Origin of the sequence: Arthrobacter gallicola, assembly GCF_014836775.1 — a bacterium.
In the GTDB taxonomy this organism is placed as follows: Bacteria; Actinomycetota; Actinomycetes; order Actinomycetales; family Micrococcaceae; genus Arthrobacter_B; species Arthrobacter_B gallicola.
Genome location: NZ_JACSQD010000002.1, coordinates 432,222 through 458,122, shown reverse-complemented (window position 1 = coordinate 458,122; position 25,901 = coordinate 432,222). Strand labels below are relative to the sequence as shown.

Annotated in this window: 23 protein-coding genes; 10 read left to right on the top strand and 13 right to left on the bottom strand. The window is 66.0% G+C overall.

Going from position 1 to position 25,901, the window contains the following annotated elements; all coding sequences use genetic code 11:
- Positions 1–8: 8 nt before the first annotated feature.
- The 4 genes from hpt to dacB form a co-directional block, all read right to left on the bottom strand.
- The gene (hpt, locus tag H9639_RS06495; protein WP_066300669.1) at positions 9–560 is read right to left on the bottom strand and encodes a hypoxanthine phosphoribosyltransferase; all 552 of its coding nucleotides are present in this window, start codon (positions 558–560) and stop codon (positions 9–11) included.
- Between the two features lie 35 nt (positions 561–595).
- Positions 596–1,672, bottom strand: a complete 1,077-nt coding sequence (gene tilS / locus H9639_RS06490; protein ID WP_404799730.1) for a tRNA lysidine(34) synthetase TilS — start codon at positions 1,670–1,672, stop codon at positions 596–598.
- Positions 1,673–1,751: 79 nt separating this feature from the next.
- A complete protein-coding gene (locus H9639_RS06485) occupies positions 1,752–2,897 on the bottom strand; it encodes a zinc-dependent metalloprotease (RefSeq protein WP_191807287.1) in 1,146 nt (381 codons plus the stop codon).
- A 62-nt stretch (positions 2,898–2,959) separates the two neighbouring features.
- Entirely contained in the window at positions 2,960–4,384 is a 1,425-nt protein-coding gene (gene dacB, locus H9639_RS06480; RefSeq protein WP_225219332.1) for a D-alanyl-D-alanine carboxypeptidase/D-alanyl-D-alanine endopeptidase, read from the bottom strand.
- A 282-nt stretch (positions 4,385–4,666) separates the two neighbouring features.
- Between dacB and H9639_RS06475 the strand changes: the two genes are divergently transcribed.
- Positions 4,667–5,212 (top strand): inorganic diphosphatase, encoded by a 546-nt coding sequence (locus H9639_RS06475; protein WP_191807285.1) that lies wholly within the window; start codon positions 4,667–4,669, stop codon positions 5,210–5,212.
- A gap of 61 nt (positions 5,213–5,273) precedes the next feature.
- Here the strand turns inward: H9639_RS06475 and H9639_RS06470 are convergent, their stop codons facing one another.
- Together H9639_RS06470 and H9639_RS06465 are read right to left on the bottom strand one after the other, a co-directional pair.
- The gene (locus tag H9639_RS06470; protein WP_191807284.1) at positions 5,274–5,900 is read right to left on the bottom strand and encodes a TetR/AcrR family transcriptional regulator; all 627 of its coding nucleotides are present in this window, start codon (positions 5,898–5,900) and stop codon (positions 5,274–5,276) included.
- Positions 5,901–5,909: 9 nt separating this feature from the next.
- Positions 5,910–7,127, bottom strand: a complete 1,218-nt coding sequence (locus H9639_RS06465) for an FAD-dependent oxidoreductase (RefSeq protein ID WP_191807283.1) — start codon at positions 7,125–7,127, stop codon at positions 5,910–5,912.
- A gap of 191 nt (positions 7,128–7,318) precedes the next feature.
- On the opposite strand from H9639_RS06465, the gene H9639_RS06460 reads away from it, so the two are divergent.
- A complete protein-coding gene (locus H9639_RS06460; protein ID WP_191807282.1) occupies positions 7,319–7,954 on the top strand; it encodes a hypothetical protein in 636 nt (211 codons plus the stop codon).
- A 150-nt stretch (positions 7,955–8,104) separates the two neighbouring features.
- Here H9639_RS06460 and H9639_RS06455 read toward each other — a convergent pair whose 3' ends face one another.
- Together H9639_RS06455 and serS are read right to left on the bottom strand one after the other, a co-directional pair.
- A complete protein-coding gene (locus H9639_RS06455) occupies positions 8,105–8,950 on the bottom strand; it encodes an HAD family hydrolase (protein WP_191807281.1) in 846 nt (281 codons plus the stop codon).
- 154 nt (positions 8,951–9,104) lie between these two features.
- Positions 9,105–10,373 (bottom strand): serine--tRNA ligase, encoded by a 1,269-nt coding sequence (gene serS / locus H9639_RS06450; protein ID WP_191807280.1) that lies wholly within the window; start codon positions 10,371–10,373, stop codon positions 9,105–9,107.
- A gap of 67 nt (positions 10,374–10,440) precedes the next feature.
- On the opposite strand from serS, the gene H9639_RS06445 reads away from it, so the two are divergent.
- On the top strand, positions 10,441–11,517 hold the full coding sequence (locus tag H9639_RS06445; protein WP_191807279.1) for a diacylglycerol/lipid kinase family protein: 1,077 nt from the start codon (positions 10,441–10,443) through the stop codon (positions 11,515–11,517).
- A gap of 133 nt (positions 11,518–11,650) precedes the next feature.
- Here the strand turns inward: H9639_RS06445 and H9639_RS06440 are convergent, their stop codons facing one another.
- The 4 genes from H9639_RS06440 to H9639_RS06425 form a co-directional block, all read right to left on the bottom strand.
- Positions 11,651–11,962, bottom strand: a complete 312-nt coding sequence (locus tag H9639_RS06440; protein WP_191807278.1) for a hypothetical protein — start codon at positions 11,960–11,962, stop codon at positions 11,651–11,653.
- A gap of 618 nt (positions 11,963–12,580) precedes the next feature.
- Positions 12,581–13,555 (bottom strand): DNA topoisomerase IB, encoded by a 975-nt coding sequence (locus H9639_RS06435; RefSeq protein WP_191807277.1) that lies wholly within the window; start codon positions 13,553–13,555, stop codon positions 12,581–12,583.
- A gap of 4 nt (positions 13,556–13,559) precedes the next feature.
- Positions 13,560–14,528: a prephenate dehydratase gene (gene pheA / locus H9639_RS06430; RefSeq protein ID WP_225219254.1), complete on the bottom strand. Its 969-nt coding sequence runs from the start codon at positions 14,526–14,528 to the stop codon at positions 13,560–13,562.
- A complete protein-coding gene (locus H9639_RS06425) occupies positions 14,525–14,851 on the bottom strand; it encodes a rhodanese-like domain-containing protein (protein ID WP_191807276.1) in 327 nt (108 codons plus the stop codon). The genes pheA and H9639_RS06425 overlap by 4 nt, the downstream gene beginning before the upstream one ends.
- A gap of 134 nt (positions 14,852–14,985) precedes the next feature.
- Here H9639_RS06425 and H9639_RS06420 point away from each other — a divergent pair, with 134 nt between their 5' ends.
- The 6 genes from H9639_RS06420 (at position 14,986) to pgm (ending at position 22,885) form a co-directional block, all read left to right on the top strand.
- Positions 14,986–16,410, top strand: coding sequence for an amidase (locus tag H9639_RS06420; protein ID WP_191807275.1), 1,425 nt, complete (start codon positions 14,986–14,988; stop codon positions 16,408–16,410).
- Positions 16,411–16,574: 164 nt separating this feature from the next.
- A complete protein-coding gene (locus tag H9639_RS06415; RefSeq protein WP_191807274.1) occupies positions 16,575–18,053 on the top strand; it encodes a peptide MFS transporter in 1,479 nt (492 codons plus the stop codon).
- A gap of 357 nt (positions 18,054–18,410) precedes the next feature.
- On the top strand, positions 18,411–19,397 hold the full coding sequence (locus tag H9639_RS06410; protein WP_191807273.1) for an ABC transporter substrate-binding protein: 987 nt from the start codon (positions 18,411–18,413) through the stop codon (positions 19,395–19,397).
- Positions 19,398–19,440: 43 nt separating this feature from the next.
- Positions 19,441–20,340 carry an ABC transporter permease gene (locus H9639_RS06405; protein WP_191807272.1) on the top strand — a complete coding sequence of 300 codons (900 nt, stop codon included), beginning with the start codon at positions 19,441–19,443 and terminating at the stop codon, positions 20,338–20,340.
- A 15-nt stretch (positions 20,341–20,355) separates the two neighbouring features.
- On the top strand, positions 20,356–21,144 hold the full coding sequence (locus tag H9639_RS06400; RefSeq protein ID WP_191807271.1) for an ABC transporter ATP-binding protein: 789 nt from the start codon (positions 20,356–20,358) through the stop codon (positions 21,142–21,144).
- Between the two features lie 109 nt (positions 21,145–21,253).
- On the top strand, positions 21,254–22,885 hold the full coding sequence (gene pgm, locus H9639_RS06395) for a phosphoglucomutase (alpha-D-glucose-1,6-bisphosphate-dependent) (RefSeq protein WP_191807270.1): 1,632 nt from the start codon (positions 21,254–21,256) through the stop codon (positions 22,883–22,885).
- Between the two features lie 62 nt (positions 22,886–22,947).
- Here the strand turns inward: pgm and H9639_RS06390 are convergent, their stop codons facing one another.
- Entirely contained in the window at positions 22,948–24,354 is a 1,407-nt protein-coding gene (locus tag H9639_RS06390; protein ID WP_191807269.1) for an aldehyde dehydrogenase family protein, read from the bottom strand.
- A gap of 219 nt (positions 24,355–24,573) precedes the next feature.
- Between H9639_RS06390 and H9639_RS06385 the strand changes: the two genes are divergently transcribed.
- The gene (locus H9639_RS06385; RefSeq protein ID WP_191807268.1) at positions 24,574–25,887 is read left to right on the top strand and encodes a uracil-xanthine permease family protein; all 1,314 of its coding nucleotides are present in this window, start codon (positions 24,574–24,576) and stop codon (positions 25,885–25,887) included.
- Positions 25,888–25,901 lie beyond the last annotated feature (14 nt).

Genomic DNA, 25,901 nt, shown 5'->3' with positions numbered 1-25,901 from the left:
TACTCGGCTTACTCGTAAACGTGCGGCGCCAGGGTGCCGATGAAGTCGAGGTTGCGGTACTTCTCGGCGAAGTCCAGGCCGTAGCCAACCACGAATTCGTTCGGGATGTCGTAGCCGACGTACTTCACGTCGATGTCCACCTTTGACGCAGCGGGCTTGCGCAGCAGTGCGCAGATTTCCACGCTGGCCGGGCCACGGGATTCCAGGTTGGTCCGCAGCCAGGACAGGGTCAGGCCGGAGTCGATGATGTCCTCGACGATCAGCACGTGCTTGCCCAGCAGGTCTGTCTCGAGGTCCTTCAGGATCCGGACGACGCCGGAGGACTGGGTTCCGGAGCCGTAGGAGGACACGGCCATCCAGTCCATGGACACGTGGCTGTGCAGCGCGCGGGACAGGTCCGCCATCACCATAACGGCGCCCTTGAGGACTCCGACCAGCAGGACGTCGCGTCCGGCGTAGTCGCGGTCAATCTCGGCCGCCAGCTCCTTGATCCGATCGGCGATCTGTTCCCTGGTGTAAAGAACGTGTTTGAGGTCTGACTGGACGTCGTGTGAATCCACGAATGGCTCCCGGGTACGAGATGTTGCAGCTGAAGTTAGGCGCTGCTCTTTTTCCTAAAAACAAGATTGCCATAGCTTGGGTCCCCTTGGGGAACCGGTTTGCCGCGTACCTGGCGGTAGGCACTGACCTTTCCCACCAGCTGGACCGGTCCTGCCGAGCCTTCGCGGCGCAGCAGGGCCTCCACGGCACGCACGCGTTCCCAGCTCGGCTGGGCGCCGCCAAGCTCGACGGCGGCCAGGGCCAGGACCCGCTGCCGCAGGGACGGAGGCAGGGCGCGCAGGGATTCTTCCGAGAGCAGGATCTCATCCGGGGCCGCCGCGCCGGCGGATTCCTGCCGGAGCCGCGCATAGGTTTCGGCAGCCTGTGCCTCGAGGTAGTCGGCGTCCTGGGCCAGGATCCGTGAACTGCGGTAGAGGGCCTCCGCGATTCCAGGTCCCAGCTCGCGTTCCAGGAACGGCAGGACCGTGGTGCGGACCCGGGACCGGGCGTAGGCGGGATCCGCATTGGTTGGGTCATGCCACGGATCAACTTCCCGGGCGGTACAAATTTCCTCCACCTCGGCCCGCCGCAGTCCCAGGAACGGCCGGAGGTAGCGGCCGCGGCGTTCGGGCATGCCAGCCAGCGAGCGGGTGCCGGAACCGCGGGCCAGGCCCAGCAGCACCTGCTCTGCCTGGTCATCGAGGGTGTGCCCGAGCAGCACAGCAGCTGCCCCGGACGCGTCGGCGGCCTCATCCAGGGCCTCATACCGCACGCTCCGGGCGGCCGCTTCCGGGCCCATGCCGGTTTCCGGCACGTGCACCCGGTGAACGGTCACCGGTTCAAGCCCCATCGCTGCCAGCTTGGCGGCGGCGGCCTGCGCAACGTCGGCGGAGCCGGGCTGCAGCCCATGGTCGACGACGGCGGCACCTACCCGGTAGTCACCGCGGCGGTTGAAGAAGCTGGCTGTCTCTGCGAGCGCCAGCGAGTCGGGCCCGCCGCTGCAGGCGACCAGGAGCACGGGTGGCGCGTCTCCGCCGGGCTGGATCCCGGCGTCGCGCAGGGCGTCGCGGAGCAGGCCGCGGGCCTTTCCGAGCGTGGGGTTCAGCCGCTGGCGGGGGCGTGCTGCGGGCACGGGGGAAGGCACGGGGGAAGGCACGGGGGAAGGCACAGAGGAGGGCATGGGGGAAGCTGGTGAATCGGTCACTGGTGCTTTACAGACCCATCCGCTGGATCCAGAGATCAGGGTTGTGGATCTCCGCCTCGGTGGGCAGGTTCTCCGCGCCTTCCCAGACCCGGTTGAAGCCTTCCATACCCACCTTGTCCACCACGGCCCGCACAAACTTGGATCCGTCAGCGTACTGCCGCATCTTCGCATCCAGCCCCATGATCCGGCGGAAGAACTTATCCAGCCAGCCCCGGTTCGCACCGCGGTCGTTGAATCGCCGGCGGATGGTCTTCACGCTGGGAATGATGCTGGCATCCACGGCGTCCATCACCACGTTGGCGTGGCCTTCGAGCAGGCTCATCACGGCGGTGAGGTGGGAGAGCCGGGCTTTGTCCTCGGGGTCCTGGAGCAGGGAGAGGACGTCGGTCTGCCGGGCCGGAACACCGTTGGACGGCGTGTCCTGCTTGTCCTTTCTTGCGGCGGCCGACAGCTGCTTGGCCAGCTGGCTGATCCGTTCCGGCAGGCCCTGGGTCTTGTCCATCAGGCCGCTGCTGAGCGCGCCGATCTGCTCCAGCATGTGGTCGCGCAGCCAGGGCGCTGCGGCGAACTGCACCCGGTGGGTCTGCTCGTGCAGGCAGACCCACAGACGGAAGTCGGTGGGGTCCACGTTGAGCTCACGCTCTGTGCTGATGATATTGGGCGCCACCAGCAGCAGGCGGCCTGCCGTCTTAGCCGGGTTGTCCGAAGCCAGCGCCGCAAACGGGTCGTACTGCCCCAGGACCTTGCTGGCCAGGAAGGCCAGGACCGCACCCAGTTCGGCGCCGGTAAGCGTGCCTGCCACGGCCGTATTCGTGGAATTCACGGCTTCCGGCCGGGTTTTGGCCAGGTGCTGCAGCATGGGATTCATCAGGGCGGCGAAGCTCTGCGAGTTTGCCTTGGCCCAGGATGCACGGTCCACGATCAGGACCTGGGAATCACGCAGGTTCTCCGCAGCGTCCAGCCCGGTGATCCGGTGGACGTGGGAAACGGCGTCGTCAGCCTGCCGGCGCAGGTCCGCGACGGCGTCCTGGATTTCGCGCCGGGACATCTTGGGGCCGGGCGCCACGAGGGTGGCAGCTGTCGCAGCGGCGAAGTCCCAGTTCACCAGGCGGGCGGCGGTTTCTTGGCTCAGGTGCTGCTGGTTGCTCTCCATTGCTCCATTCGATCACAGCCGCAGCCGAATGCGCTCCCGCCGGCAGCAATCCGGGTGCGCGCTCAGCGGCAGCCGCAGCCTGCAAGCACTGCTGCCGCGGAGTCGACGGCGCTGCGGGCCTGTCCCGTGTTGCCCTCCAGTCCGCGCGCCACCAGTGCGAAGGCCAGGAGCCGGCCGTCCGCATCGGTGACATAGCCGCCGAGCGCCGTGACTTCGAAGAGCGTTCCGGTTTTGGCACGGACCAGCCCGGCCCCGGCGGCGTCGTCCGCATCATCGTCATACCGGCCCTGCAGGGTCCCGCTGAGCCCGGCCACGGGCATGCCGCGGGCCACGGCGCGCAGGCCTTCGTCGTTGGACGTAAGCACCAGCGTTACTGCCTCGGTCAGCTGCCTGGCACTGACTTCGTTCTCCGCCGCGAGTCCTGACACATCGGCCAGCGCCATGCCGGTGGTGTCGATGCCCAGGGCCGCGGCCTGGGCCTTCACCGTGTCCACGGCTCCGGCAAAGGATGCGTCCCGCCCGGCGGCCAGGGCTGCGGAGCGGGCCAGCGCCTCGGCCAGATAGTTGTCCGAGATCAGCAGCATCTGCTCAAGCTGCTCGGCGACGGTCGCGGATTCGACGGCGGCAATCCGGCGGGCACCGGCAGGAACGGTTCCGCGCTCGACGCTCTCCGCCACCTCGAGCCCCCGGTCCTGGCCCGCCTCGGCCAGCGCCGCACGGAAAGCCTCGGCGGCGGCAAGGGCGGCGTCTTCCTCGCGTTCTCCGGACTGACGGGACTCATCAGTCCACGCGGAATTGACGGCCAGCGGATAAATGGGCGCAATTTCGCCGGCCTCCACGTCGGCCGCATTCCAGGCATCGGAGAGGGACGGCCCGGAAAACAGGGTGTCATCGACCTGGATGCGCACGGTCCCCGCGGAGGACCCCAGGGCCTTGACGCTCTCTTCGGCAAGACTGGCCAGGCCCGCCCGGCCCACCACGGCGTCGTCGTCGGAGATTCCGGAGCCCAGGAGCACGTCACCGCCGCCGCGCAGCACCAGCGCTGTCCCGCCGCCGGTGGCCGGGGCGGCGTGGACGGTGGTTTCGAACCGTGAGTCCGGCTCCAGCGTGGAGGCTGCGGCCACCGCCGTCAGGATCTTCAGTGTGGAGGCGGGCATCCCGGCGGCCGCGCCGTTCCGGTCGTAGAGAACGGTCCCGGTGCGGACATCGGTGACGACGGCGGAAACGGTTCCGCTGCCGGTGAGCTCCAGTTCGCCGTCGAGCAGCGCCGCGAGAACAGCGGCATCCGGCAAAGGCGCCGAAGGGTCCAGCGTCGCCGCGTACGGGACCTGGGTCATTTCCGCCGGGGGCCGCTGATAGGAGGGAACCGCCGCCTGGCGTTCAACACCGGTCCCGCTGAGGGCCTTCAGCACGGGAGGCCCGGCATAGACGGCCAGGGGCACGAGCAGGACGGCAAAGGCCAGCACAAGGGCAATGCCGGAGAACATCCTAGCCACGGGCCACCAATTTCAGTCTCGTTACTTCCCTGATGCCTTCGATTCCGCCTCCGCGGCGGGCGCTGAGAGGCGGCAGGGACCGGGAAGAACCCGGAAACGCCTCAGGACATATATCTTTAACACTAGACCGGCGCGGCGAGCCAAACGGACATTCCCAAATGGACGGGGAATTCCGGCTGCGTCCATTGTTCATTAGTTCATGATCCCTGCATGAATTGTGCAGAAACCGTCTGTCCGTTTGCGTGGCCGAAGGGCCGCTTTCAAGGAGCCGTTATGAAACTCGACGTCACGATCGAGATCCCCAAGGGATCCCGCGTCAAGTATGAAATTGACCATGAGACGCACCGCCTGCGCCTGGACCGCGTGCTGTTCACCTCCATGCAGTACCCGACCCACTACGGCTACTTCGAAAACACGCTGGGCGAAGACGGCGATCCGCTGGACGCCCTGGTGATGCTGCAGGACTTCGACCTGATCCCCGGCGTCCTGGTGGAGTCCCGCCCGATCGGCGTCTTCAACATGGTGGACGACGGCGGCGGCGACGCCAAGGTGCTGTGCGTTCCGGCGGACCCCCGCTTTGACCACATCCAGGACCTGTCCGACGTTTCAGACTTCCTGCTCGATGAAATCAAGCACTTCTTCACCAAGTACAAGGACCTGGAGCCGGGCAAGTGGGTTGAAGCCGCTGACTGGGCCGGCCGCGAAGCCGCCGAGGCTGAGGTCGAGGCGTCCCTGGCACGCTTTGAGGCGCTGGGCGAAAAGAGCGAAGAGGACGAGCCCCAGGGCCGCGACGTCGACGCCGACCCCGCGAACAACTAACGTTTTCCGCTGTTCCGGCGAAGCGGCCGTTCACCCATTGGGTGGACGGCCGCTTTGTCGTTTAGCCGGGTACAGCGCCGGCGGAGGCGATCGTCCGGGCGAGGCTGACCGCTTCCTCCTCCAGCGATGGCCCGCCGCTGCCGGCCGGCTGCAGCAGGGACGCGCCGTACATGGTGCGCATGACGCAGGCAGCGTAGACCGCGCGCAGGAGCATCCACGTCCGGCCTTCATCCAGGGGGATGTGTTCAGCCAGCCGGGAGAGCAGCGCACGGGAGGCGGCACTGCCCCGGTCCAGCATCTGGGAATCGTGCGCGCTGCGGTCGATCAGTGACCGAAGCATCTTTCCGTGAATCTCGAACACTCCGGCTATGACCGTGGCTGCCGCCGCCGCGGCCTGCTCTGCCGGCGCACCGTCACGGACGTACCGGGCGATGAGTTCATCTTCGGTGACCCGCATCTGCGCGAGCTGGCGCTCATGAACAGCAAGAAACAGCCCTGCCTTGCCGTCCACCCGGGCGTAGATCGAGGGGGCCGTGACGCCTGCCCGGCGGCAGACACCCGTGATGGTCAGTCCGGACCATCCTTCTTCGGCAACAAGCTCGGTTCCGGCCTCCAGCACGCGGTCCCAGGTGCGCCTGCTCCTCTCCTGCTGCGGTAGGCGTTCCGCACGGGACGGGGATGGGCTCATGGACTAAGGCTAGACGGACCGGGCAAGTCCCGTTCCCATCTCATGAAGCTGGGCAACGATCTCGCCGGGGCTTTTCTCTCCGACCTGCCGCTGGAGCAGCGGCGTGTGGTCGAGGAGGAAATCACGGATCGGCCGAAGTGCCGCCGGTGCATGGTGAAACGCCTTGCCAAGCACATATGCCTGCTGGACCTGAGAGGTGGTGTGGGCAATCCGGCGCTGGTCGTAGCGGAGCAGGGCTCCGGTCACGGCAGCGGTGTCATCGAGGTCGACGCCGGTCAGGCACTGCGCCAGGACGTAGCCGTCGCCGATGGACATCCCGGCACCGTAGGCGGCGTACGGGGAGGTCGCATGTGCCGCGTCGCCCGCGAGCGTAATCCGTCCTTTCGACCAGGCTTTCAGGGGCTTCCGGTCACGGATGGGCCAGCGCTGAATCTGTCCTTTCCCGGTTGCGCCCACAAGGCCGGCGAGAGGACCCGGGAACTGCCGGGCCAGGTTCAGTGCGTGTGCCTGCAGGTCATCCGGTGCCGGTGCCGCCGGATTCCACGCCTCAAGCACCCACCACTGAACACCGTCCCGCCCCTTGTCCCGGATTGAGGAATAGGTACCCTGCACCTGCCGGCTGTGCGTGAGGACGACCTCGTTGCGCTCCAGCCCGGGGACGTCGTCGAAGGTATATCCACCGATGATGTGGAGCTTGTGTTCGCGCCGTTCGCTGGCCCCCCAGAGCGAGGTGCGCACCATCGAGTCGATTCCGTCCGCGCCCAGGACCACTGCCGCTTCAATGTTCGTGCCGTCCGCGAGGTCCACCCGGACACCGTTGCCGTGATCCACAATTCCGGCAACCCGCTGATCGGTCCGCAGCACGCCGGGGGGCATAGCAGCCAGCATCCGCCGGTACAGCTCCGGGCGCAGCAGCCCGATAAATCCGCCGCCATACTCCTGGACTACCTCCGCCGGGATCTGGATGTCAGCCCGGATGTGACCGTGGACGTTGCGGAAGGTCGTCCGGCAAGGGGCGCCGAGGTCAGTGGTGTCCACTCCCATTTCGCGGAGGGCTTTGATGGGTGGCGGCCACAGATTGAGGATGTTCCCGGCCGGGCGGGCCTCTGAGTAACGCTCCAGAAGCACCGGTTTGAGCCCCACGGCGTGCAGGGACAGCGCAGCCGCCATCCCCGCCGGCCCAGCCCCAATGATGACGATCGGACGTGGTTGTTTGGTGAGCGGCATCCTGAAAGTCCTGTCTCCGTTGACGGGTTTGGTATGTGCACGCGACGCTACGTGGGGTCCGGAGAAATGTAAAGGCATTATATTTTTGCGTCAGGCATCCCCGGGCAGGGGTGCTGGATGCGCATCGGGACGCGCCGCGCCCAATCAACCGTTTTCGGTTGTTTGCAGGCAGTCTCTGGCATGCTGATGCCATGCATTTTGTGCTGACCATCAACCAGCGGGATACCCGTGAGGTGGGAGACCAGGTTCCGGAGCTGCTGCGCTCGCTGCGGCACATTCCGGCAGCAGTGCCGTTCCAGCGCTCAGTAGGCGATGAAGCCCAGGGCATCCTGACCGATCCGGCGGCGGCGGTCGGCGCCGCCCTGGCGGCAGTCCGCGCCCGCCGGTGGCACGTGGGCCTCGGCGTTGGCGAAGTGCACCGGCCCCTGCCCGCCGATGTGATGCAGGCAGAGGGATTCGGCCTGGTTTACGCCCGCCGGGCCGTTGAGCGCGCGCAGCGCACCGGTGACCGGATCCCCCTGGCCGTGGAAGGACCCGATGCCCAGGTTGCGGCGGAGGCGGAGGCAGTGCTGCGGCTGCTCGGCCAGATCGTTGCGGGCCGGACGGCAGCGGAATGGAAGGTCCTGGACTTGATGACGCCGGGCGCACGCGGCCAGCAGAAGTACGTGGCAGAGGCGCTCGGAATCACCACCCAGGCGGTGAGCAAAGCCGTGGTCCGTTCGTACTGGACCGAGGAGTGGGCCACCCGGCCTGCCGCGGCCAGACTGCTTGACCTGGCAGCGGGACCGGCAGCCCTTCCGCCCGCGGCGATGACTTACGGCCGGTAGGCGCGGTTCAGGACTTCCGGCCGCCAGGCCCGCCGGCCGCCGCAACCGTCAGACCGCTAAGGACGCCAGGACGGGCGGCCGCTGCGGGCGTTCAGCACCCTGCGGAGGCACTGCTTCCCGGCCCGGTGCCATAGAGTTTCGCGGCCGGAATCAGCGGGCTTCAACGAGGCTGCGGAGCACCGCGGCGGCGCCGTCTTCATAGACCGTTCCGGTGACCTCAGTTGCCGAGGCAAGAACCTCCTGCGGCGCCTGACCCATGGCTACCCCGCGGGCAGCCCAGGACAGCATTTCGATGTCATTGCGGCCGTCTCCGACGGCCACTGTGTTCCGGGGGTCGATCTCCAGCCGGCGCCGGACCTGTTCGAGGGCGGAGGCCTTGGTGACTCCAGCCGCGGCGATGTCCAGCCACGCGGTCCAGCCGACGGAGTAGGTGACGCCGTGCAGCCCGATTGCCGCAACGGCGTCGCCGAATTCCTCGGCTGTGCTGTCGGTGCTGAAAACCACTACGCGGACGGCCTTGCTCTCGCGCAGGTACTCGAAGTCCACGGCCTGCGCTTCGGCACCAAAGCTGGCGTCCTGGAAGCGTTCCGTGGAAAGGAAGCGCCCTTCGTGGTCCTCGAGGGCAAATTTTGCGGTGGGCAGCTGGACGCGGAGGGCATCCAGTGCCGGGCGCGGATCAAAGACCACGCGGTCCACGATTTCGTAGCCTTCGGGCAGCGAACTGTCCACACGGAGGGTCACGCCGCCGTTGGAGCAGACGGTGTAGCCCTCGGTCAGTCCGATGTTCTTGAGCACGGGCAGCGCGGCCCCGAAAGAGCGGCCGGTGGAAATGACCAGGTGATGGCCAGCGGCAATCGCGTCCATGGCTGCGGAGCGTACGTTGGGAGACATGTGGCCGTCATGGTCAACGAGGGTTCCGTCGACGTCGAGGGCCACGAGGTGTTTGGTATCTGAGCTGAGCCGGTCTTCGATGCCGGCGGAAGTGAGAGTTGTCATCGCTTTATATAAACAGACGGTGGTGAATACCGGTAGGACGCGTTTCACACTCCGGGTGAACACCCTGCGAACCCGGGAGGAACAGGATCAGAGGACCGGCACCGGGTCCGGTCTGCGGGCCGGCGGATGAGCCGGCCGGCCCGCAGAGCAGGAGTCAGAGAACGGGCAATACTTCCAGGCCGCCCATGTAGGGCTGGAGGGCCTTGGGAACGTTGACTGAGCCGTCGGGGTTCTGGTGGTGCTCCAGGATCGCGACGATCCAGCGGGTAGTGGCCAGGGTGCCGTTGAGGGTAGCGACCGCGCGGGTCTTGCCGTCCTCACGCTCACGGATGTTCAGGCGGCGGGCCTGGAACGTGGTGCAGTTGGAGGTGGAGGTCAGCTCACGGTACGCGCCCTGCGTCGGAACCCACGCCTCGCAGTCGAACTTGCGGGCGGCCGACATACCCAGGTCGCCCGCAGCGGTTTCGATGACCCGGTAGGGCAGCTCCACCTTGGCCAGCATTTCCTCTTCCCAGGCGAGCAGGCGCTGGTGTTCCGCGGCGGCGTCTTCAACCTTGGTGTAGGTAAACATCTCCACCTTGTTGAACTGGTGCACGCGGATGATGCCGCGGGTGTCCTTACCGTGGGAGCCGGCTTCGCGGCGGTAGCAGGAGGACCAGCCGGCGTACCGGACCGGGCCGCCGTTGAGGTCGATGATCTCGTCAGCGTGGTACCCGGCCAGCGGAACCTCGGAGGTGCCCACCAGGTACAGGTCATCCTCGGCCAGGCGGTAGATCTCGGCGTCGTGGGCGACGTCGAAGCCGGTGCCCTGCATGGTTTCCGGACGGACCAGCGTGGGGGTGATCATCGGAACAAAGCCGGCTTTGACGGCCTGGTCCATGGCCATCTGCAGCAGGCCGAGCTCCAGGCGGGCACCCACGCCGCGCAGGAAGTAGAAGCGTGAACCGGAAACCTTGGCACCGCGCTCCATGTCGATGGCACCCAGCAGTTCGCCCAGTTCCAGGTGGTCACGCGGGGTGAAGCCCTCGGCCTCGAAGTCGCGGGGCTTGCCGACCGTCTTGAGCACGGTGAAGTCGTCTTCGCCGCCGGCGGGAACACCTTCTTCAACAACGTTGGCTACGCGGCGGACGAGAGCTTCCTGCTCTGCCTGCAGCGCGTCAGCCTCGGCGCCGGCAGCCTTGACTGCGGCGGCGAGTTCCTTGACCTCAGCCAGGAGCGCCTGCTTCTCCTCGCCCTTGGCCTGGGCTACGCGCTTGCCGAAGGCGTTCTGCTCCGCACGCAGCGTCTCGTAGCGGGTACGGGACTCGCGCCGGCGGGCATCCGCGGAAATGATTGCGTCCACCAGCTCCGGCTCGGCCAGCCGGGCGCGCTGGGAAGCTCGGAACTTGTCGGGATTTTCTCGCAGTTCATTAACATCGATCACGTCTCAAGGGTACCGAAAACCCACTTCGGGGATTGCACGCCCTGCTGCGGCTAGTCTTGAGGACACCATGCCTGCCGAATTAGCGCTAATCCTGCTCCTGGCCACCGCCGTCATCGCTTCCGTGGCCACGTGGCAGATAACCTCCCGCCGGCACCGGCGGCAGGCCGCCGCGGAACGGGTCACCCGTCCGGTAGCCGCGCCCAACCAGCGGGTCGCCATGGTCATCAACCCGGTCAAGGCGCAGGCCGGTCCCGCCCGGACCGCCGTGGTGCAAGCCTGCGAGCTGGCCGGCTGGGAGCCGCCGCTCATCCTGGAGACCACGATCGAATCCCCAGGGTTCGCCCAGGCGCAGCAGGCCCTCACGGCCGGGGCCGACGTCGTCCTCGCCGCCGGAGGAGACGGGACCATCCGTGAGGTTGCCCGCGCCCTGGCGCACTCACCGGCAGCCATGGGCATGCTCCCGCTGGGCACCGGCAACCTGCTTGCCCGCAACCTCGGCTTCCCGGTGAATGATCTGCACGCCAGTATCCAGACGGCCCTGCACGGCGCCGAACGCCGGATCGACATGGGCCGCATCGTGGTGGAAAACTCCCACACCGGCCACCGAGCCACCAGCAACTTCCTCGTGATGGGCGGGATCGGCCTGGACGCGGAGGTCATCGCGGCAACCCGTGAAGGGCTGAAGAAGCGGGTGGGATGGCTGGCCTACAGCGAGGCAGGGATAAGACTGCTCCCGGGGCCGCGGCGCCGGATGCGCATCCAAATCGACGACGGTCCGGCCGAGGTCCGGAAGGTCAGCAGCGTTCTGTTCGCGAATACCGGACAGCTGCCCGCGGGGATCGACTTTATCCCGCTGGCCGCGGTCGACGACGGGCTGCTGGACATCGTGGTGCTCAGTCCGCGCACCGTGTTTGGCTGGGCAGCGGTGCTGGGCAAAGTGGTGACCCGGAACCGCCGGGAGCTTCCACTGATCGAATACCAGCGGGCACGCACGATCACGGTGAGTACCGAAGAACCTACGATCACACAGCTCGACGGCGACCTCAGCGGTGCGGCCACCAGTGTGTCCGTCACCATTGATCCGCAGTCACTGCGGATCCGCGCCCTGGCCGCTGCTGCGGACACCCCGGGACCCGCCGCTTAGGGGTACTGACCCGAGCGGTCAGACAGCGGCGGGTCCGGGGCAACGTTTGTTCAGGGTTGCAACGTCAGTTCAGCACCCCAGGCCCGGCTACGCGCTTTTTGGCGGCGCCGGGTCAGTTGCTGCCGGAGTCAGGTCAGTCCTGGGTGCCCTCGGAATCCGTGTAACCGCCTTCGGTTTCCTTGGATCCGGAAGTCCCATGCCTGCCGTGCGTGCTGTCCTTGCCGGCCGGTGGCTCCTTGGACCCTTCGGCGTCGGTGTATTCACCCTCGTCATCCCGCCGCACAGATTCCGGGGAAGCCTGTTCGCGGATGAGTTCCTGCTCCTCGGCGAAGCGGATGTCGTTGCCCTGGTCCGCCGCGTCTCCACGCCAGTTGTCATCGCCCGTGGACTGGCCGCTGGGCTTGGGGTTCTTGAGCTGCTCTTCTTCGTTCGGGTACTCGCTCATGGTCCGCCTTTCATTCGCTGGCTTGCCCGGACACCTCCCGGCATCGGGTCTATAAGCATACTTACCATAGGCTGGCATGCAAAGGCGCGTCTTTCCGTTGGTCATCTCTCGCCCCGGCCGCCTCGGAGGCGAAGCGACCGGGCATGGAGTAGCCTCTCCGCTGCCGAATCTCTCGACGGTCTGGGGCTGTGTCATCTCCGGATCAGGTGCTAACGGTTCTCGCTGGCTGTGCCGTCAGCCTTGACCGTCCCCCCTCCCCTCCGGTTTGGGACTTCTCGGCCGTCCTGTGGCACGATTTCCATCCGAATTGGGAAAATCCTCCCGGAATGGGGTTTCCCTCCTCTGCGCCGTGGCAGGGAAATCCCAAAAAGGACGATTTCAGCCAAACCGGAGTTTTTCCATCCGCCTGCCCCGAGCCGGTCACCGTGATCAGGACGGGCTGTCGTCACTCATGCCATACGCACACACGTACCCGCACACACATGCACACACCTGCGCACGGAATGCTTCACCCGGCGTCCGCGGGAACTGACACCGGGGCCGCGCCCTCACAACTTGTCCGGCATAGCCACATCACCCCGCGCACACCTCCCCGCCGCTGGACAGTGACTTGCAGCCCTATCCGCCGAGCATCTCCCGCACAGCGGTTTCGGAGGCGGAGTAACCAGCCACGGGGATAACCTCACCGCTGCGGAACCGGTCAACGATCCGGGGATCAACGTAGGACTTCCGGGCCACGGCAGGAGTGTTGCCCAACCGTTCCGCCACCGCCCGGATAGTTGCAGCCACTGCCCTCTCCCGCTCCCGCTTGGTGGCCCCGGGACTGTCAGCGCGTGCCAGGCCCATGGCAGCGGAAACCGTAGCCTGCCAGGTCCGGAAGTCCTTGGCTGAGAAATCGCCCCCAGAAACCTCCCTCAGGAAACCGTTCAACTGGGCTGCATCAATACTGTGCCACTGCCCGTCAACGCCAATGTAGGCCAGGGCAGTATCGGGGTCCGGGCGCGCCAGCATGGGGCGGACAGCTGCGGCCAGGTCCTCGTCGTCGAGCTCCACATGCCACTCCTGCCCGCTTTTGCCCGGGAAGTGCAGGATCAGGCGGGTTTCTTCCAGTGCGACGTGCTCCGTAAGCAGCGTGGTTGTTCCGTAGGAACCGTTCATTTCTGCGTAGCGGGACCCGCCAACCCGCAGCGCACCCGAATCGATGATGCGCAGGGCGGCGGCAAACGCACGCTCAGGCCCGTTCCCCTCAGCCCGCAGGTGCTTGGTGATAATCCGCCGTGCCCCCGGCAGCGCCTGGGCCAGCTGAAGCGCCCGGTCAAACTTTTCCCGGTCTTTCAGCTCACGCCAGTGCGGGTGGTAGATGTACTGCCGCCGCCCGGCCGCGTCCTGCCCGGTGGCCTGGATATGCCCGTTCGGGTACGGACTGATCCAGACGTCTTCCCAGGCCGGGGGTATGGCCAGGCCGCGGATGCGCCGCAGTTCCGCGGGGTCCCGCAGCACTTCCCCGTTCAGGCCGCGGTAACTGAACCCCCGGCCCCAGCGGCGCCGGGTGTAGCCCGGGTGTTCACAGTTACTGCGGCGCAGGCGGGGCATGGTGTCAGCCGTTTATCAGGGACTCGAGCCACTGATCAGCGGCTTCGAAGGCCTGGTCCGAGGTATGCGGCAGCACTTCCGGACGGCGGTAGTCTGCCCGTGCGTAGGAGCCGAGGAACCGCAGGTCCGGGGATACCCGGTGCAGCCCCTTCAGGGCGTCTGCCACGCGGGCATCGAAAACGTGCCCGTCGGCGTCGATACTGAAGAAATAGTCCCCCAGGAAAGCTCCGGTGGGCCGGGACTCGATGCGGCTCAGGTTCACGCCCCGGGCCATGAAGTGCTCCAGGATCTCCATCAGGGCGCCGGGCCGGTCCTCAGGCAGCGGGATGACCACGGTGGTTTTGTCAGCGCCGGTGGGTTCGGGCAGCAGGCCCGGCAGGCTGACCAGGATGAACCGGGTGACAGCCTCCGCATAGTCCCCGATTCCGCGGGCAATCACATTCAGCCCCAGCCTGGAGGCAACCAGCGGCGCGCAGATCGCGGCGTCGAATCCGGCCTCCTCATCGGCAAGCCCGACGGCGGCCGCCGCCGTGGATGAGGAGGGAAGATATTCCGCCTGCGGAATATTCGCTTCGGCCCAGTTGCGGCACTGCGCCCAGGCATGGCTATGGGTGGAAACCCGGCGGATATCAGCCAGTTCAATCCCCGGACGGACAGCCAGCACGAAGGTAATCGGGACCAGGATCTCCCGCAGAATCCTCAGCGGCTGACCCACGGAGATGGCATCCAGGGTGGCACTGACCCCGCCCTCGACAGAGTTCTCGATGGGCACCACGGCAGCGTTGGCATGTCCGGAGCGGACCATTTCCAGTGCCGCATTGACCGAGCTTGAGGGTATCCGGACAGCCTCCTCGGCGCCGGGAACCTGGAGCAGAGCAGCCTCCGTGAAGGTTCCCTCCGGCCCCAGAAACGTGTAGACCATGGTTCCAGGCAGACGGGAGTCCCGCGCAGCAGCCTTGCCGGGAGCACTCATACGACAGTCGGTTCCGTCCCCGTATCGGAGACCATGGGCTTGCCTGCTTCGAGCCAGGCACCCATGCCGCCGGTGACATTCACGGCGGAGTAGCCGTGCGCTTCCAGCCACTGCGTGGCTCGGGCGCTGCGGCCGCCGGTGCGGCAGATGACGGCGAGATCGCCGTCCGGGTCAAGGTCATCCAGGCGTTCCGGAAGCTGGTCCAGGGGGATGTGCACGGCATCGGCGATGTGCCCGGCCTCCCACTCATAGTCCTCACGGACATCGAGTATTTTGGCGCCTACGGGAATGGCCTCCACTGACACGTTTTCCATCTCGCTCATAGCTTCCTCGCAATAATCTTTCCGGGCCTGACAAGGCGGCGAGCGCCAGCTGGCACGGGCGGCCTTGATCTGCATCCCAGCCTATAGTGGGATGCACCGCCAGAGAACCAAACAGCCCCACCCCGGAGGTAGCAATGCCCATTGGCCCGCCAGTGCAGAATGCCGCAGATAAACCTGCCGGGCTGGGCGGGCTAACCGCCCTGGAGCTGAGAAATGCCCTGGCCGCGGGGGAGGTTTCCGCACGGGAGGCGGCAGGGTACTACCTGGACCGGATCGACGCCCTGAATCCGTCACTGGGTTCGTTCATTGCGGTGACCGCGGACCTGGCCCTGGCTGAGGCCTCCCGGGCCGATGAAGCCTTTGCCCGGGGCCAGTCCCCGGCACTGCTCCACGGCATGCCGCTGGCACACAAGGACCTCACCGATGTTGCCGGCGTACCCACCACCATGGGCAGCGCCGCAGTGCCTGCGGTGCCTGCCACAGAGGACGGACCCCTGGTGTCCGTCCTGCGTACCGCAGGTGCCATCAGTCTCGGCAAGACGCAGGTGCCGGAATTCGGCCTCACCAGCTACAGCGAGAACCTCATTGCACCGCCGGCACGTAATCCACTGGATCCCGCCCTCAGCCCCGGCGGTTCCTCGGGGGGATCCGCTGCGGCGGTGGCCGCAGGCATGCTTCCCTTTGCACCCGGCACAGACGGCGGGGGATCCGTCCGCATTCCCGCTGCCGCCACAGGACTGGTTGGCCTGAAACCGAACCGCGGCCGGATCCCGGCGGGCGGCGGGCAGCGCGACCTCGGCCAGCTCGTCGTCGCCGGCCCCCTGGCGCGCAACGCAGCGGACGCGGCGCTGCTGCTGGACGCCATGGTGGCCGAGCCGAATTTCCACGCCACGTCCGCTCCGGCCAGCCAAGGAACGTTTCTGGCGGCTGCGCTGCGGGCGGAGGGCAGGTTCCGGATTGGGGTCAGCACCCGCTCCCCGTTTGAGTCACGCCTCGACATCACTCTGGATCCCGAAGCGGTCCTCGGGCTGGAAGCGGGGATCCTGGCCCTGACCGGCGCAGGGCACAGTGTTGAAGAAGCCGATCTGCACTATGACGAGCGGTATCCGGACGCATTCCGGTTGGTGTGGACCGCCCCGCTGGCCAACATTCCGCTGCCGGCCGAGAGCGAAGCCGAGCTGACGGCACTGACCGCAACCCTGCGCCGTCGTGCCCTGCAGCGCTCCGCAGCAGATCTGGCCGAGGCCGTGGACATCCTGCGCGGCTTCGAGGAGGACACCATCCGGCAATATGCAGCATGGGACATGATCCTTACCCCGGTGCTGGGCATGACTCCCCGCCCCATCGGCTGGTACTGGACGGGCGACGCCGATGAGGACTATGCGCGGCAGTGCCAGTACTCGCCGTACACGTCCATGGTGAACGTCAGCGGCCTGCCGGCCATTACGGTTCCCACCTACCGCACCGCGGAAGGACTCTGGATGGGCATCCAGCTCATCGGGCGCCCCGGAGCGGAGGCCGAACTGCTTGCCGTTGCCGCCCAGCTGGAGTCCCAATAACAGGTCCACGCCTTCATCTGGGGCCACTTTGTCCAACATGTGGACAAAAGTGAGCAATTTGCGGTGATTCTACACACATAACCTTGCTTGTAACCCCTAGAAGCATCCGGTTTTTGGGCTAAGTGCTCAAACGTGCCTTCGTTAGGCTTTGCGACGATGGAGACATGACTTCAAGTCCTCCCTCCACACAACCCGCGTCCGCAGCACCTGCGCGCAAGGCCTTCTTCGGCCACCCCCGGATGCTAGCCAACCTGTTCAGCGTTGAGCTCTGGGAGCGGTTCTCCTTCTACGGCATGCAGGGCATCCTGCTGTACTACATGTACTACTCCGTCACCGACGGCGGCCTGGGCATGAACGAAGGGGTCGCGGCAGGACTTGTCGGCGCCTACGGCGGCGGCGTCTACCTCTCCACCATCCTCGGTGCCTGGGTAGCGGACCGCATCCTCGGTTCGGAACGGACCCTTTTCTACTCGGCCATCATCATCATGCTTGGCCATATTTCGCTCTCCCTGGTTCCGGGCTACGCAGGACTGGCCATCGGCCTGGTGCTGATCGCCCTGGGCTCCGGCGGCCTGAAGGCCAATGCCACCGCCCTTGTGGGAACGCTCTACGAGGAGAAGGATGAACGCCGCGACGCCGGTTTCTCCATCTTCTACATGGGCATCAACATCGGCGGTCTGATTGGCCCCATCCTGACCGGCCTGGTCTGGAACAGCATGGGCTTCCACTTCGGCTTCGGCCTGGCAGCCGTCGGCATGGCCATCGGCCTGGCCCAGTACGCGGCGACCCGCAAGCACCTGCCCGAGTCCGCCCACATCGTCGCCAACCCGCTGCCTAAGAGCAAGTACGCCCGCATGGGCGGAATCGCCGCAGCCGTGCTGGTTGTCGTTGCACTGGCCATCGGCTTCGGCCTCGTGACGAGCGAAAACCTGGTCAGCGTTATGGCCATCCTGGCGCTGCTGGCGTCGATCGGCTACTTTGCGGTGATCCTCACCAGCAAGCGCGTCAATACGCTCGAACGCCGCCGGGTGTACTCGTTTATGCCGCTCTTCGTGGCCAGCACCGCCTTCTGGGCCCTGTTCCAGCAGCAGTTCACCGTCGTGGCGCTGTACGCCGACTCCTCGCTCAACCTGGACCTGTTCGGCTGGCAGATGCCGCCGAGCTTCGTGCAGTCGATTAACCCGATCTTCATCATCATCTTCGCGGCCGTCTTCGCGAGCATGTGGACCAAGCTGGGCACCCGCCAGCCGGGCACGCCGGTTAAGTTCGCCATCGGCCTGGCCGTGATGGGACTGGCCTTCCTGGCCTTCATCCCGTTCTCCGGGGGCGGACCCAACAGCACACCCCTGCTGGCCCTGGCCGGCATCCTGCTGCTGTTCACGTTCGCTGAACTTTCGCTTTCCCCGATCGGCCTTTCTGCAGCGACCAAGCTTGCCCCGGCGGCCTACCCGACCCAGATGGTGGCCCTGTTCTACCTCTCGGTTTCCCTGGGCAGCACGCTCTCGGGCTGGCTCGCGCAGTTCTACTCCACCGAGACCGAGGTGTCCTACTTCTCCTTCCTCGGCATCGCCGCGATCGTGCTGGGCATCATCCTTGCCCTCTGCGCTCCGTCGATCAAGAAGCTCATGGGCGGAGTTCGGTAACCCCTCCCCCACAGCCAAGAAAGTGCCCGCCTGAAGTACCAGGCGGGCACTTTCTGCGTTCCGGACCCCTGGACAACTGACAGCTACCTAGACAATCTGACGGTGCTGCCTCACCTGCGCACGATTTTTGTCCTTGATGGCCGCATGCAACCAGTCAACTGTCTTCTCAGTGCGCGTCGAATTAGACAATGTGACCACCCTCACAGTTAGTATCGTGGGACCAGCCGGTGCGCAAAGGCACCCGAGCACCGAAGGACCGCTAACGACGTCGGTCCAAGGGATCCGGGGCCCCGCCCGGACACACGTCACTCTGCCCCGGCGCCGTCCGCCGCTGGGCAGCGCACTGAAAGGGCAACGATGAAACGGTCTAAGACAGGGGCACTGGGGGCCCTGCTGCTGGGAGTATCGCTGGCAGCCACCGGCTGCGGAGGCGACACAGCCGCCGGAAGCAATGACATGGTCCGCATCGGCATCACCCAGATCGTGGAACACCCATCGCTGGACGCTTCCCGTGAAGGCTTCAAGCGTGCCCTGCTGGAAAACGGGTACACCGAAGGCGAGAACATCACCTTCGACGAGCAGAATGCGCAGAACGACCAGGCGACCGCCACGTCCATCGCCTCCAAGTTTGCCTCGGACGGGGTGGATCTGGTGCTCGCCATCGCAACTCCGACCGCCCAGGCGGCAGCCCAGGCCATCACTGACATTCCCATCCTGATCACCGCGGTCACCGAGCCCGAGGAAGCCGGCCTCGTCGACTCCTGGGATGCCCCGGGCGGCAACGTCTCCGGAACGTCCGACCTGAACCCGGTGGAGGACCAGCTGGGGCTGATCAAGGAACTCGCCCCGGATGCCAAGACCTTGGGCATCGTCTACAGCTCCGGTGAGGTCAATTCCGAGGTCCAAGTGGAACTCGCCAAGGAAACCGCCAAGAAGCTCGGCCTGGAGCTGAAGTTGGCCACCGTCAGCAACTCTGCCGAAGTGCAGCAGGCCGCCGAGTCCCTGGACGTCGATGCGCTCTACGTCCCCACCGACAACAACGTGGTGAATGCCCTCGAGTCCATGATCCAGATTGCCGAGTCCAAGCAGATTCCGCTGGTGGTCGGCGAAGGTGACAGCGTTGAAGGCGGTGGCCTGGCAACGTGGGGCATCGACTATGAAGAACTGGGCTACCAGACCGGCCTGATGGCGGTGAAGATCCTCAAGGAGGGCGCCGATCCAGCCACCATGCCGATCGAAACCCTGGACGATATCAAGCTGTTCGTTAACAAGTCCGCTGCAGCCAACATGGGGGTCGAGCTTCCTGCTTCCCTGCTGGACAAGGCCGACACGGTCATCGAATAACCGCTCACTGCCATCACTACCTGCTTGAAGGAACGGATCTTCCATGATCACAGCTGTTGAACTGGGGCTTATCTACGCGGTGATGGCCCTGGGTGTCTACGTCACCTTCCGCATCCTGGATTTTCCGGACCTCACAGTCGATGGCAGCTTTACCACCGGTGCGGCCGTGGCGGCCGTCATGATTATCAACGGGGCTCCGCCCCTGGCCGCCACGGCTGCCGCTTTCGGAGCCGGTCTGCTGGCTGGCTGCGTCACCGGACTGCTGCATACCAAGGGTAAAATCAACGGGCTGCTGGCCGGCATCCTCACCATGATTGCGCTGTACTCGATCAACCTTCGCATCATGGGCAAGGCCAACCTGCCCCTCCTGCGCGAAGAAACCCTCATCACGCCGCTGCGGGAGAACGGTTACCTCGGCGGCATCGTCTCCATTGCGTTGTTCGCCCTGCTGGCCATCGGCGTCAAGCTCTTCCTGGACTGGTTCCTGCACACCGACCTCGGCCTGGCTATGCAGGCCACCGGCGATAACCAGGAAATGATCCGCAGCTTTGGTGTCAGCACCGACCGGATGAAGATCCTCGGTCTGGCACTTTCCAACGGCTTTGTAGGCCTGTGCGGCGCCATGGTGGCGCAGTACCAGGGCTTCGCCGACATCGGCATGGGCATTGGCCTGATCCTGGTGGGTCTGGCTTCTGTGATCCTGGGCCAGGCCGTCTTCGGCAGCCGTCTGATCGTCATCTCCACCCTGGCCGTCATCCTCGGGTCCATCGTCTACCGGATCGTCATTGCCCTGGCCCTGGACATCGGCTTCAACCCCTCGGATATGAAGCTCATCTCCGCGGTGCTGGTGGTGGTGGCCCTGGTGCTGCCGCAGTGGAAACTGTTCCGGCGGCTACCCACCTTCCGCAGCCTGCGGAAGTCCACCGTTACGACGTCGAGCTAGCCGGGAAGCGAAACGATGCTGAAAATCCAGAACGTACAGAAGACCTTCTTCGCCGGAACCGTCAACGAACGGATTGCGCTGGCGAACATCGACCTGGAGCTGGCTGCCGGGGAATTCCTCACGGTGATTGGCAGCAACGGCGCCGGCAAATCCACGCTGCTGAACATGGTTTCCGGCAAGCTGCGGCCGGACACCGGGTCAATCGTCATTGACGGCAGGGACGTCACCCGGCTGCAGGACCACCAGCGGGCCCGTTACATCGGCCGCGTGTTCCAGGACCCGATGGCCGGCTCCGCACCCCAGCTGAGCATTGAACAGAACATGTCCATCGCTTACGAGCGCGGCAAGGCCCGCGGCCTGGGCTGGGGTGTCACAGCCAAGAAGCGCCAACTGTTCCAGGAAGAACTGAAGTCCCTGGAACTGGGCCTTGAAGGGCGGCTGAAGTCCAAGGTGGGGCTGCTCTCCGGCGGCCAGCGCCAGGCCCTGTCCCTGCTGATGGCCACCTTCAGCGAACCCAAGATCCTCCTGCTGGATGAGCACACAGCAGCCCTGGATCCACAGCGCGCCGCGCTGGTCTCCCGGCTGACCGGAGAGATTGTGCAGCGCCACCGGCTGACAACCCTCATGGTCACGCACAACATGCAGCAGGCACTGGACCTGGGCACCCGGCTGATCATGATGCATGAGGGCCGGATCATCCTGGATCTGGACAGCACGCAGAAGGCCGAAATGACCGTCCCCGACCTGCTGCACGAGTTCGAGAAGATCAAGGGCAGCCTGGACGACAGGACCCTGCTTCAGTAGCGGCGTCCGGACAGCAGATACCGAAAGTGCCCCCTTCGCGAAACATCGACGGGGGCACTTTCCGTCGTTTCGCTGCGGAGATCCTGGAATCTTTGGCATGCTTGGTTCTATGTCTAACCGAGCCGGTACCCCTGCCCAGCCCTCTGACCTCGTTGACCTGACGGCGCTTCTGGATGCCTACTTCGACGTCGCACCCGACCTCTCGGATCCGGGACAGCGCGTCGCGTTCGGCACCTCGGGCCACCGCGGCAGCTCACTCAACGCGGCATTCAATGAACCGCACATCGCCGCCATCACGCAGGCGATCGTGGAGTACCGCACCGGCCAGGGAATCACCGGACCGCTGTTTATGGGCAAGGACACCCATGCCCTCTCCGAACCGGCACAGAACACCGCCCTGGAGGTACTGGCGGGCAACGGCGTCAACGTGCTGATCGACGCGCGGACCGGTTACACACCCACCCCGGCGCTGAGCCACGCCATCCTGACGCACAACGCCACCCGGACCGACCAGGCGGACGGGATTGTGATCACCCCGTCCCACAACCCGCCGGCCGACGGCGGCTTCAAATACAACCCGCCCTCCGGCGGGCCCGCAGATTCGGAAACCACGTCCTGGATCGCTAACCGCGCCAACGAACTGCTCGAAAACGGGCTGCGGGGCGTCAAGCGCATCCCGCTGGGCCAGGCCCGGCTGGCGGACTCCGTGGGGTCGTACGATTTCCTGCAGCACTACGTCGGTGATCTCGGCTCAGTCCTGAACATGGAGGCCATCGCTTCCTCGGGCCTGCACATCGGCGCCGATCCCATGGGCGGGGCTTCGGTCGACTACTGGGCTGCCATCGGTGAACATTACGGCCTGAACCTCACCGTGGTGAATCCCAGCGTGGATCCGCAGTTCGGCTTTATGACGCTGGACTGGGACGAGAAGATCCGGATGGATTGCTCCTCTCCCCACGCCATGGCCTCGCTGATCGCCCAGGCGGGCCAGTACGACATCGCCACCGGTAACGACGCCGACGCCGACCGGCACGGGATCGTCACTCCGGACGCCGGCCTGATGAACCCGAACCACTACCTTGCCGCGGCCGTGGAATACCTCTATGCCAACCGCTCCGGCTGGCGCGGGGATGCCATGGTCGGGAAGACCCTCGTCTCCTCCTCCATGATCGACAGGGTCACCGCCAGCCTGGACCGCCGCCTGATGGAGGTCCCGGTGGGCTTCAAGTGGTTTGTCCCGGGCCTGCTCTCCGGCGAAGTGGCCTTCGGCGGAGAGGAATCCGCCGGCGCGTCCTTCCTGCGCCTGGACGGAACGGCCTGGACCACGGATAAGGACGGCATCCTGCTGGCCCTGCTCGCTTCCGAAATCACAGCGGTCACTGAGAAGACCCCGTCGCAGCACTACCGCGAACTCACCGGCCGTTTCGGGGATCCGGTCTACGCCCGGGTTGATGCCCCGGCCACCCGGGAACAGAAGGCAGCGCTGTCCAAGCTGGCGCCGTCGGACGTCACCGCCACCACCCTGGCCGGCGAGGACATCACCGCCCGCCTGACCGAGGCGCCGGGCAACGGCGCGGCCGTAGGAGGCCTCAAAGTCACCACGGAGAACGCCTGGTTCGCGGCCCGCCCCTCCGGCACCGAGGACGTCTACAAGATCTACGCCGAATCGTTCAAGGGGGCAGAGCACCTGCGCCAGGTCCAGGACGAGGCCAAGGCGATCGTCGACGGCGTCATCTCCTAGCTGATCACCCAACTGCCTGCGGCTCCTGGCCTTCGCCGGGAGCCGCAGGCAGTTTTGGCCGGTTAGAGCAGGCGGCGCAGGATCCGGGACTTGAGCCCGTTGTAGGGCGGATAGGCGAACCGCAGGGTGTCCAGCAGCGTGCCCTTGGAGAATACGGGCCGCAGCTGGCTGAACGTGTCAAAGGAAGCCCTGCCGTGATACGCGCCCATTCCGCTGGCGCCGGTGCCGCCAAACGGCAGTTCGGGGACGGCCAGCTGCACGATTGCCGCATTGTGGTTCACGCTGCCGGCCCGGATTCCTTCCTCAAACCGCCGCTGCTGCGCCGCAGAGGAGGTGAACAGGTAGGACGCCAGCGGAGCCGGCCGCGAGTTGATGATGTCCAGGGCGGCACCGAGGTCCGGCACGGTGAGCACAGGCAGGATCGGCCCGAAAATCTCCTCCTGCATCACGGGCGCGTCCAGCGGGACCCCGGTCAGCACCGTCGGCTCCAGGTAAAGGCTGTCCCGGTCGCTGCGCCCGCCGAAGGCGACTGTCCCGCCCTGGAGGTAGGCGTTGAGCCGGTCGAAATGGCTTTCATTGATGATTCGGCCGAAGTCCGGGCTCCGGGACGGATCCTTGCCAACAAACTCACGGATGGCCTCGCCGAGGTGCTTCACCAGTTTCGGTGCAACGTCCGGCGTCGCCAGCACATAGTCCGGAGCCACGCAGGTCTGCCCGGCGTTCAACAGCTTTCCGTACACCAGCCGCCGTGCGACGGTGGCCAGGTTCCCGTCCAGCACGACGGCGGGAGACTTGCCGCCCAGCTCCAGGGTCACCGGCGTCAGGTGTTCCGCGGCGGCCCGCATCACCACCTTGCCAACACGTTCACCACCGGTGAAGAAGATGTGGTCGAAGCGTTCCTTCAGCAGCGCTTCGGATTCCGCCTGCGCCCCTTCGATCACCACCACGGCCTCGGAATCCAAATACCGGGGCAGCAGGCGGGCCAGTGTCCGTGAGGTTTCCGGGGCAAGTTCGCTGGGTTTGAGGACCGCGGCGTTGCCGGCTGCCAGGGCACCGATCAGCGGCGCCAGCAGCAGCTGCACCGGGTAGTTCCACGGGGCGATGATCAGCACCACGCCCAGGGGCTGGGGTTCGGTGCGGGCCGACGCCGGCTGCAGGCCGAGTGGAACCGGCACCTTCCGGCTACGGGCCCAGCCGTCCAGGTGTTTCAGCGCGTATTCGGTCTCGGAACGCGTGATGGAAACCTCCGTCAGGTAGGCCTCCAGCGAATTCTTGCCCAGGTCAGCACGCAGAGCCGCGACCAGGTCCTCCTCGCGTTCGGAGAGCAGCTCCAGCAGTGCCTTCAGCTGCCCGCGCCGCCAGGAAAGCGGGCGGGTCCGGCCGGAATCGTAGGTCTTCCGGACCGCAGCTATGCGCGCCGGAACGCTCTCAACGCCGGTTCCCCAACGGGTTTCAGTTTCTGCGCTCATGCCCGGATCCTCGTTCCCTGGTTCTGCTGGTCCTGGTTTTGCTGCTCCTGCTGGTCCCGCGCAGCGGGGTACGGCTCCGGCGCCATCAGCACCCCCGCAGGACGGCCCGCTCCTTGCCGGTAAAATATCCGGTGGCGTGCAACTTTAGGCGTGCTAGCCATGCCGCACCGGTAACATTCTCCACGATTCATTCCCCCTTGTCCTTTGGAAGGCACACGTATGAGCAGGCTCGGCACAGACTGGACGATTCACGGCGATGGCAAGACCATTCGGCCCGGTGCCTATGTAGCCCCCGACGAACGTCTCTCCTGGCCCAGGACCATCGGGATCGGCTCCCAGCACGTGGTCGCCATGTTTGGCTCCACGTTCCTGGTTCCGCTGCTGACCGGGTTCCCGCCGGCCACCACTTTGCTGTTCTCCGGCATCGGGACCATCCTGTTCCTGATCATCACGGCAGGAAAAGTTCCCAGCTACCTGGGCTCATCCTTCGCGTTCATTGCACCCATCGGTGCCGCCGTGAACCAGCACGGTCCCGGCGGAGCCCTGGGCGGCATCATCATGGCCGGCGCCACGCTTTTCCTGATCGGCCTGGCAGCGCAGCTGGCCGGAACCCGCTGGATCCAGGTCCTCATGCCGCCGATCGTCACCGGCGCGATCGTTGCGCTGATCGGCCTGAACCTGGCTCCCACCACCAAAACCAACTACGAGGCCGGTCCGGTCACAGCCACCATCACCGTGGTGGCGATCCTGCTGTGCACCGTGCTGTTCAAGGGCCTGATCGGCCGGCTCTCGATCCTGGTCGGGGTGCTCGCCGGTTACGTGGCCGCAATCATCCAGGGTGAAGTGGACTTCGAGGCGATCAACGACGCCGGCTGGTTCGGCCTGCCCGAGTTCACCGCGCCCACCTTCCACTTCAACGTCATCGGGCTCTTCGTACCGGTGGTGCTGGTGCTGGTTGCCGAGAACATCGGCCACGTGAAGTCCGTGGCAGCGATGACCGGCCGCAACCTGGACCCCTACACCGGCCGTGCCCTGATGGCCGACGGCGTCGCCACCATGCTGGCCGGGTCCGGCGGCGGCTCCGGCACCACCACCTACGCCGAGAACATCGGTGTTATGGCAGCCTCCCGCGTGTACTCCACCGCGGCCTACTGGGTGGCAGGCATCGTGGCCGTGCTGCTGAGCCTCTTCCCGAAGTTCGGCGCCCTGATCGCCACCATTCCCGCCGGTGTCCTCGGCGGTGCCGGCGTGGTGCTGTACGGCATGATCGGCATCCTGGGCGTGCGGATCTGGGTCGACAACCGGGTGAACTTCTCCAACCCGATCAATCTCTCCGTGGCCGGCGTGGCGCTGGTGGTCGGCATCGCCAACTACACCTGGAACGTTGCCGGGCTGACCTTTGAAGGCATTGCGCTTGGCACGGCCGCAACCCTGGTGATCTACCACGGCATGTCCGCGATCGCCCGCTGGCGGGGCACCATGCCGGACGAGCCGCAGGAAGACGTCGGCGCGACGCCCTCCAGCCTCGGCTAAGAGCGGCGATACAG

Excerpts from the sequence above, each read along its gene's own strand:
- H9639_RS06400 (WP_191807271.1), top strand. The coding sequence starts at position 20,356 with ATGCTGAAAATCCAGAACGTACAGAAGACCTTCTTCGCCGGAACCGTC.
- H9639_RS06385 (WP_191807268.1), top strand. The coding sequence starts at position 24,574 with ATGAGCAGGCTCGGCACAGACTGGACGATTCACGGCGATGGCAAGACC.
- H9639_RS06440 (WP_191807278.1), bottom strand. The coding sequence starts at position 11,962 with ATGAGCGAGTACCCGAACGAAGAAGAGCAGCTCAAGAACCCCAAGCCC.
- H9639_RS06485 (WP_191807287.1), bottom strand. The coding sequence starts at position 2,897 with ATGGAGAGCAACCAGCAGCACCTGAGCCAAGAAACCGCCGCCCGCCTG.
- dacB (WP_225219332.1), bottom strand. The coding sequence starts at position 4,384 with ATGTTCTCCGGCATTGCCCTTGTGCTGGCCTTTGCCGTCCTGCTCGTG.
- H9639_RS06435 (WP_191807277.1), bottom strand. The coding sequence starts at position 13,555 with ATGCCCCGCCTGCGCCGCAGTAACTGTGAACACCCGGGCTACACCCGG.
- H9639_RS06420 (WP_191807275.1), top strand. The coding sequence starts at position 14,986 with ATGCCCATTGGCCCGCCAGTGCAGAATGCCGCAGATAAACCTGCCGGG.
- H9639_RS06445 (WP_191807279.1), top strand. The coding sequence starts at position 10,441 with ATGCCTGCCGAATTAGCGCTAATCCTGCTCCTGGCCACCGCCGTCATC.
- H9639_RS06465 (WP_191807283.1), bottom strand. The coding sequence starts at position 7,127 with ATGCCGCTCACCAAACAACCACGTCCGATCGTCATCATTGGGGCTGGG.
- H9639_RS06460 (WP_191807282.1), top strand. The coding sequence starts at position 7,319 with ATGCATTTTGTGCTGACCATCAACCAGCGGGATACCCGTGAGGTGGGA.
- H9639_RS06425 (WP_191807276.1), bottom strand. The coding sequence starts at position 14,851 with ATGAGCGAGATGGAAAACGTGTCAGTGGAGGCCATTCCCGTAGGCGCC.
- pheA (WP_225219254.1), bottom strand. The coding sequence starts at position 14,528 with ATGAGTGCTCCCGGCAAGGCTGCTGCGCGGGACTCCCGTCTGCCTGGA.
- H9639_RS06405 (WP_191807272.1), top strand. The coding sequence starts at position 19,441 with ATGATCACAGCTGTTGAACTGGGGCTTATCTACGCGGTGATGGCCCTG.
- H9639_RS06390 (WP_191807269.1), bottom strand. The coding sequence starts at position 24,354 with ATGAGCGCAGAAACTGAAACCCGTTGGGGAACCGGCGTTGAGAGCGTT.
- H9639_RS06415 (WP_191807274.1), top strand. The coding sequence starts at position 16,575 with ATGACTTCAAGTCCTCCCTCCACACAACCCGCGTCCGCAGCACCTGCG.
- H9639_RS06475 (WP_191807285.1), top strand. The coding sequence starts at position 4,667 with ATGAAACTCGACGTCACGATCGAGATCCCCAAGGGATCCCGCGTCAAG.
- H9639_RS06455 (WP_191807281.1), bottom strand. The coding sequence starts at position 8,950 with ATGACAACTCTCACTTCCGCCGGCATCGAAGACCGGCTCAGCTCAGAT.
- pgm (WP_191807270.1), top strand. The coding sequence starts at position 21,254 with ATGTCTAACCGAGCCGGTACCCCTGCCCAGCCCTCTGACCTCGTTGAC.
- H9639_RS06470 (WP_191807284.1), bottom strand. The coding sequence starts at position 5,900 with ATGAGCCCATCCCCGTCCCGTGCGGAACGCCTACCGCAGCAGGAGAGG.
- H9639_RS06410 (WP_191807273.1), top strand. The coding sequence starts at position 18,411 with ATGAAACGGTCTAAGACAGGGGCACTGGGGGCCCTGCTGCTGGGAGTA.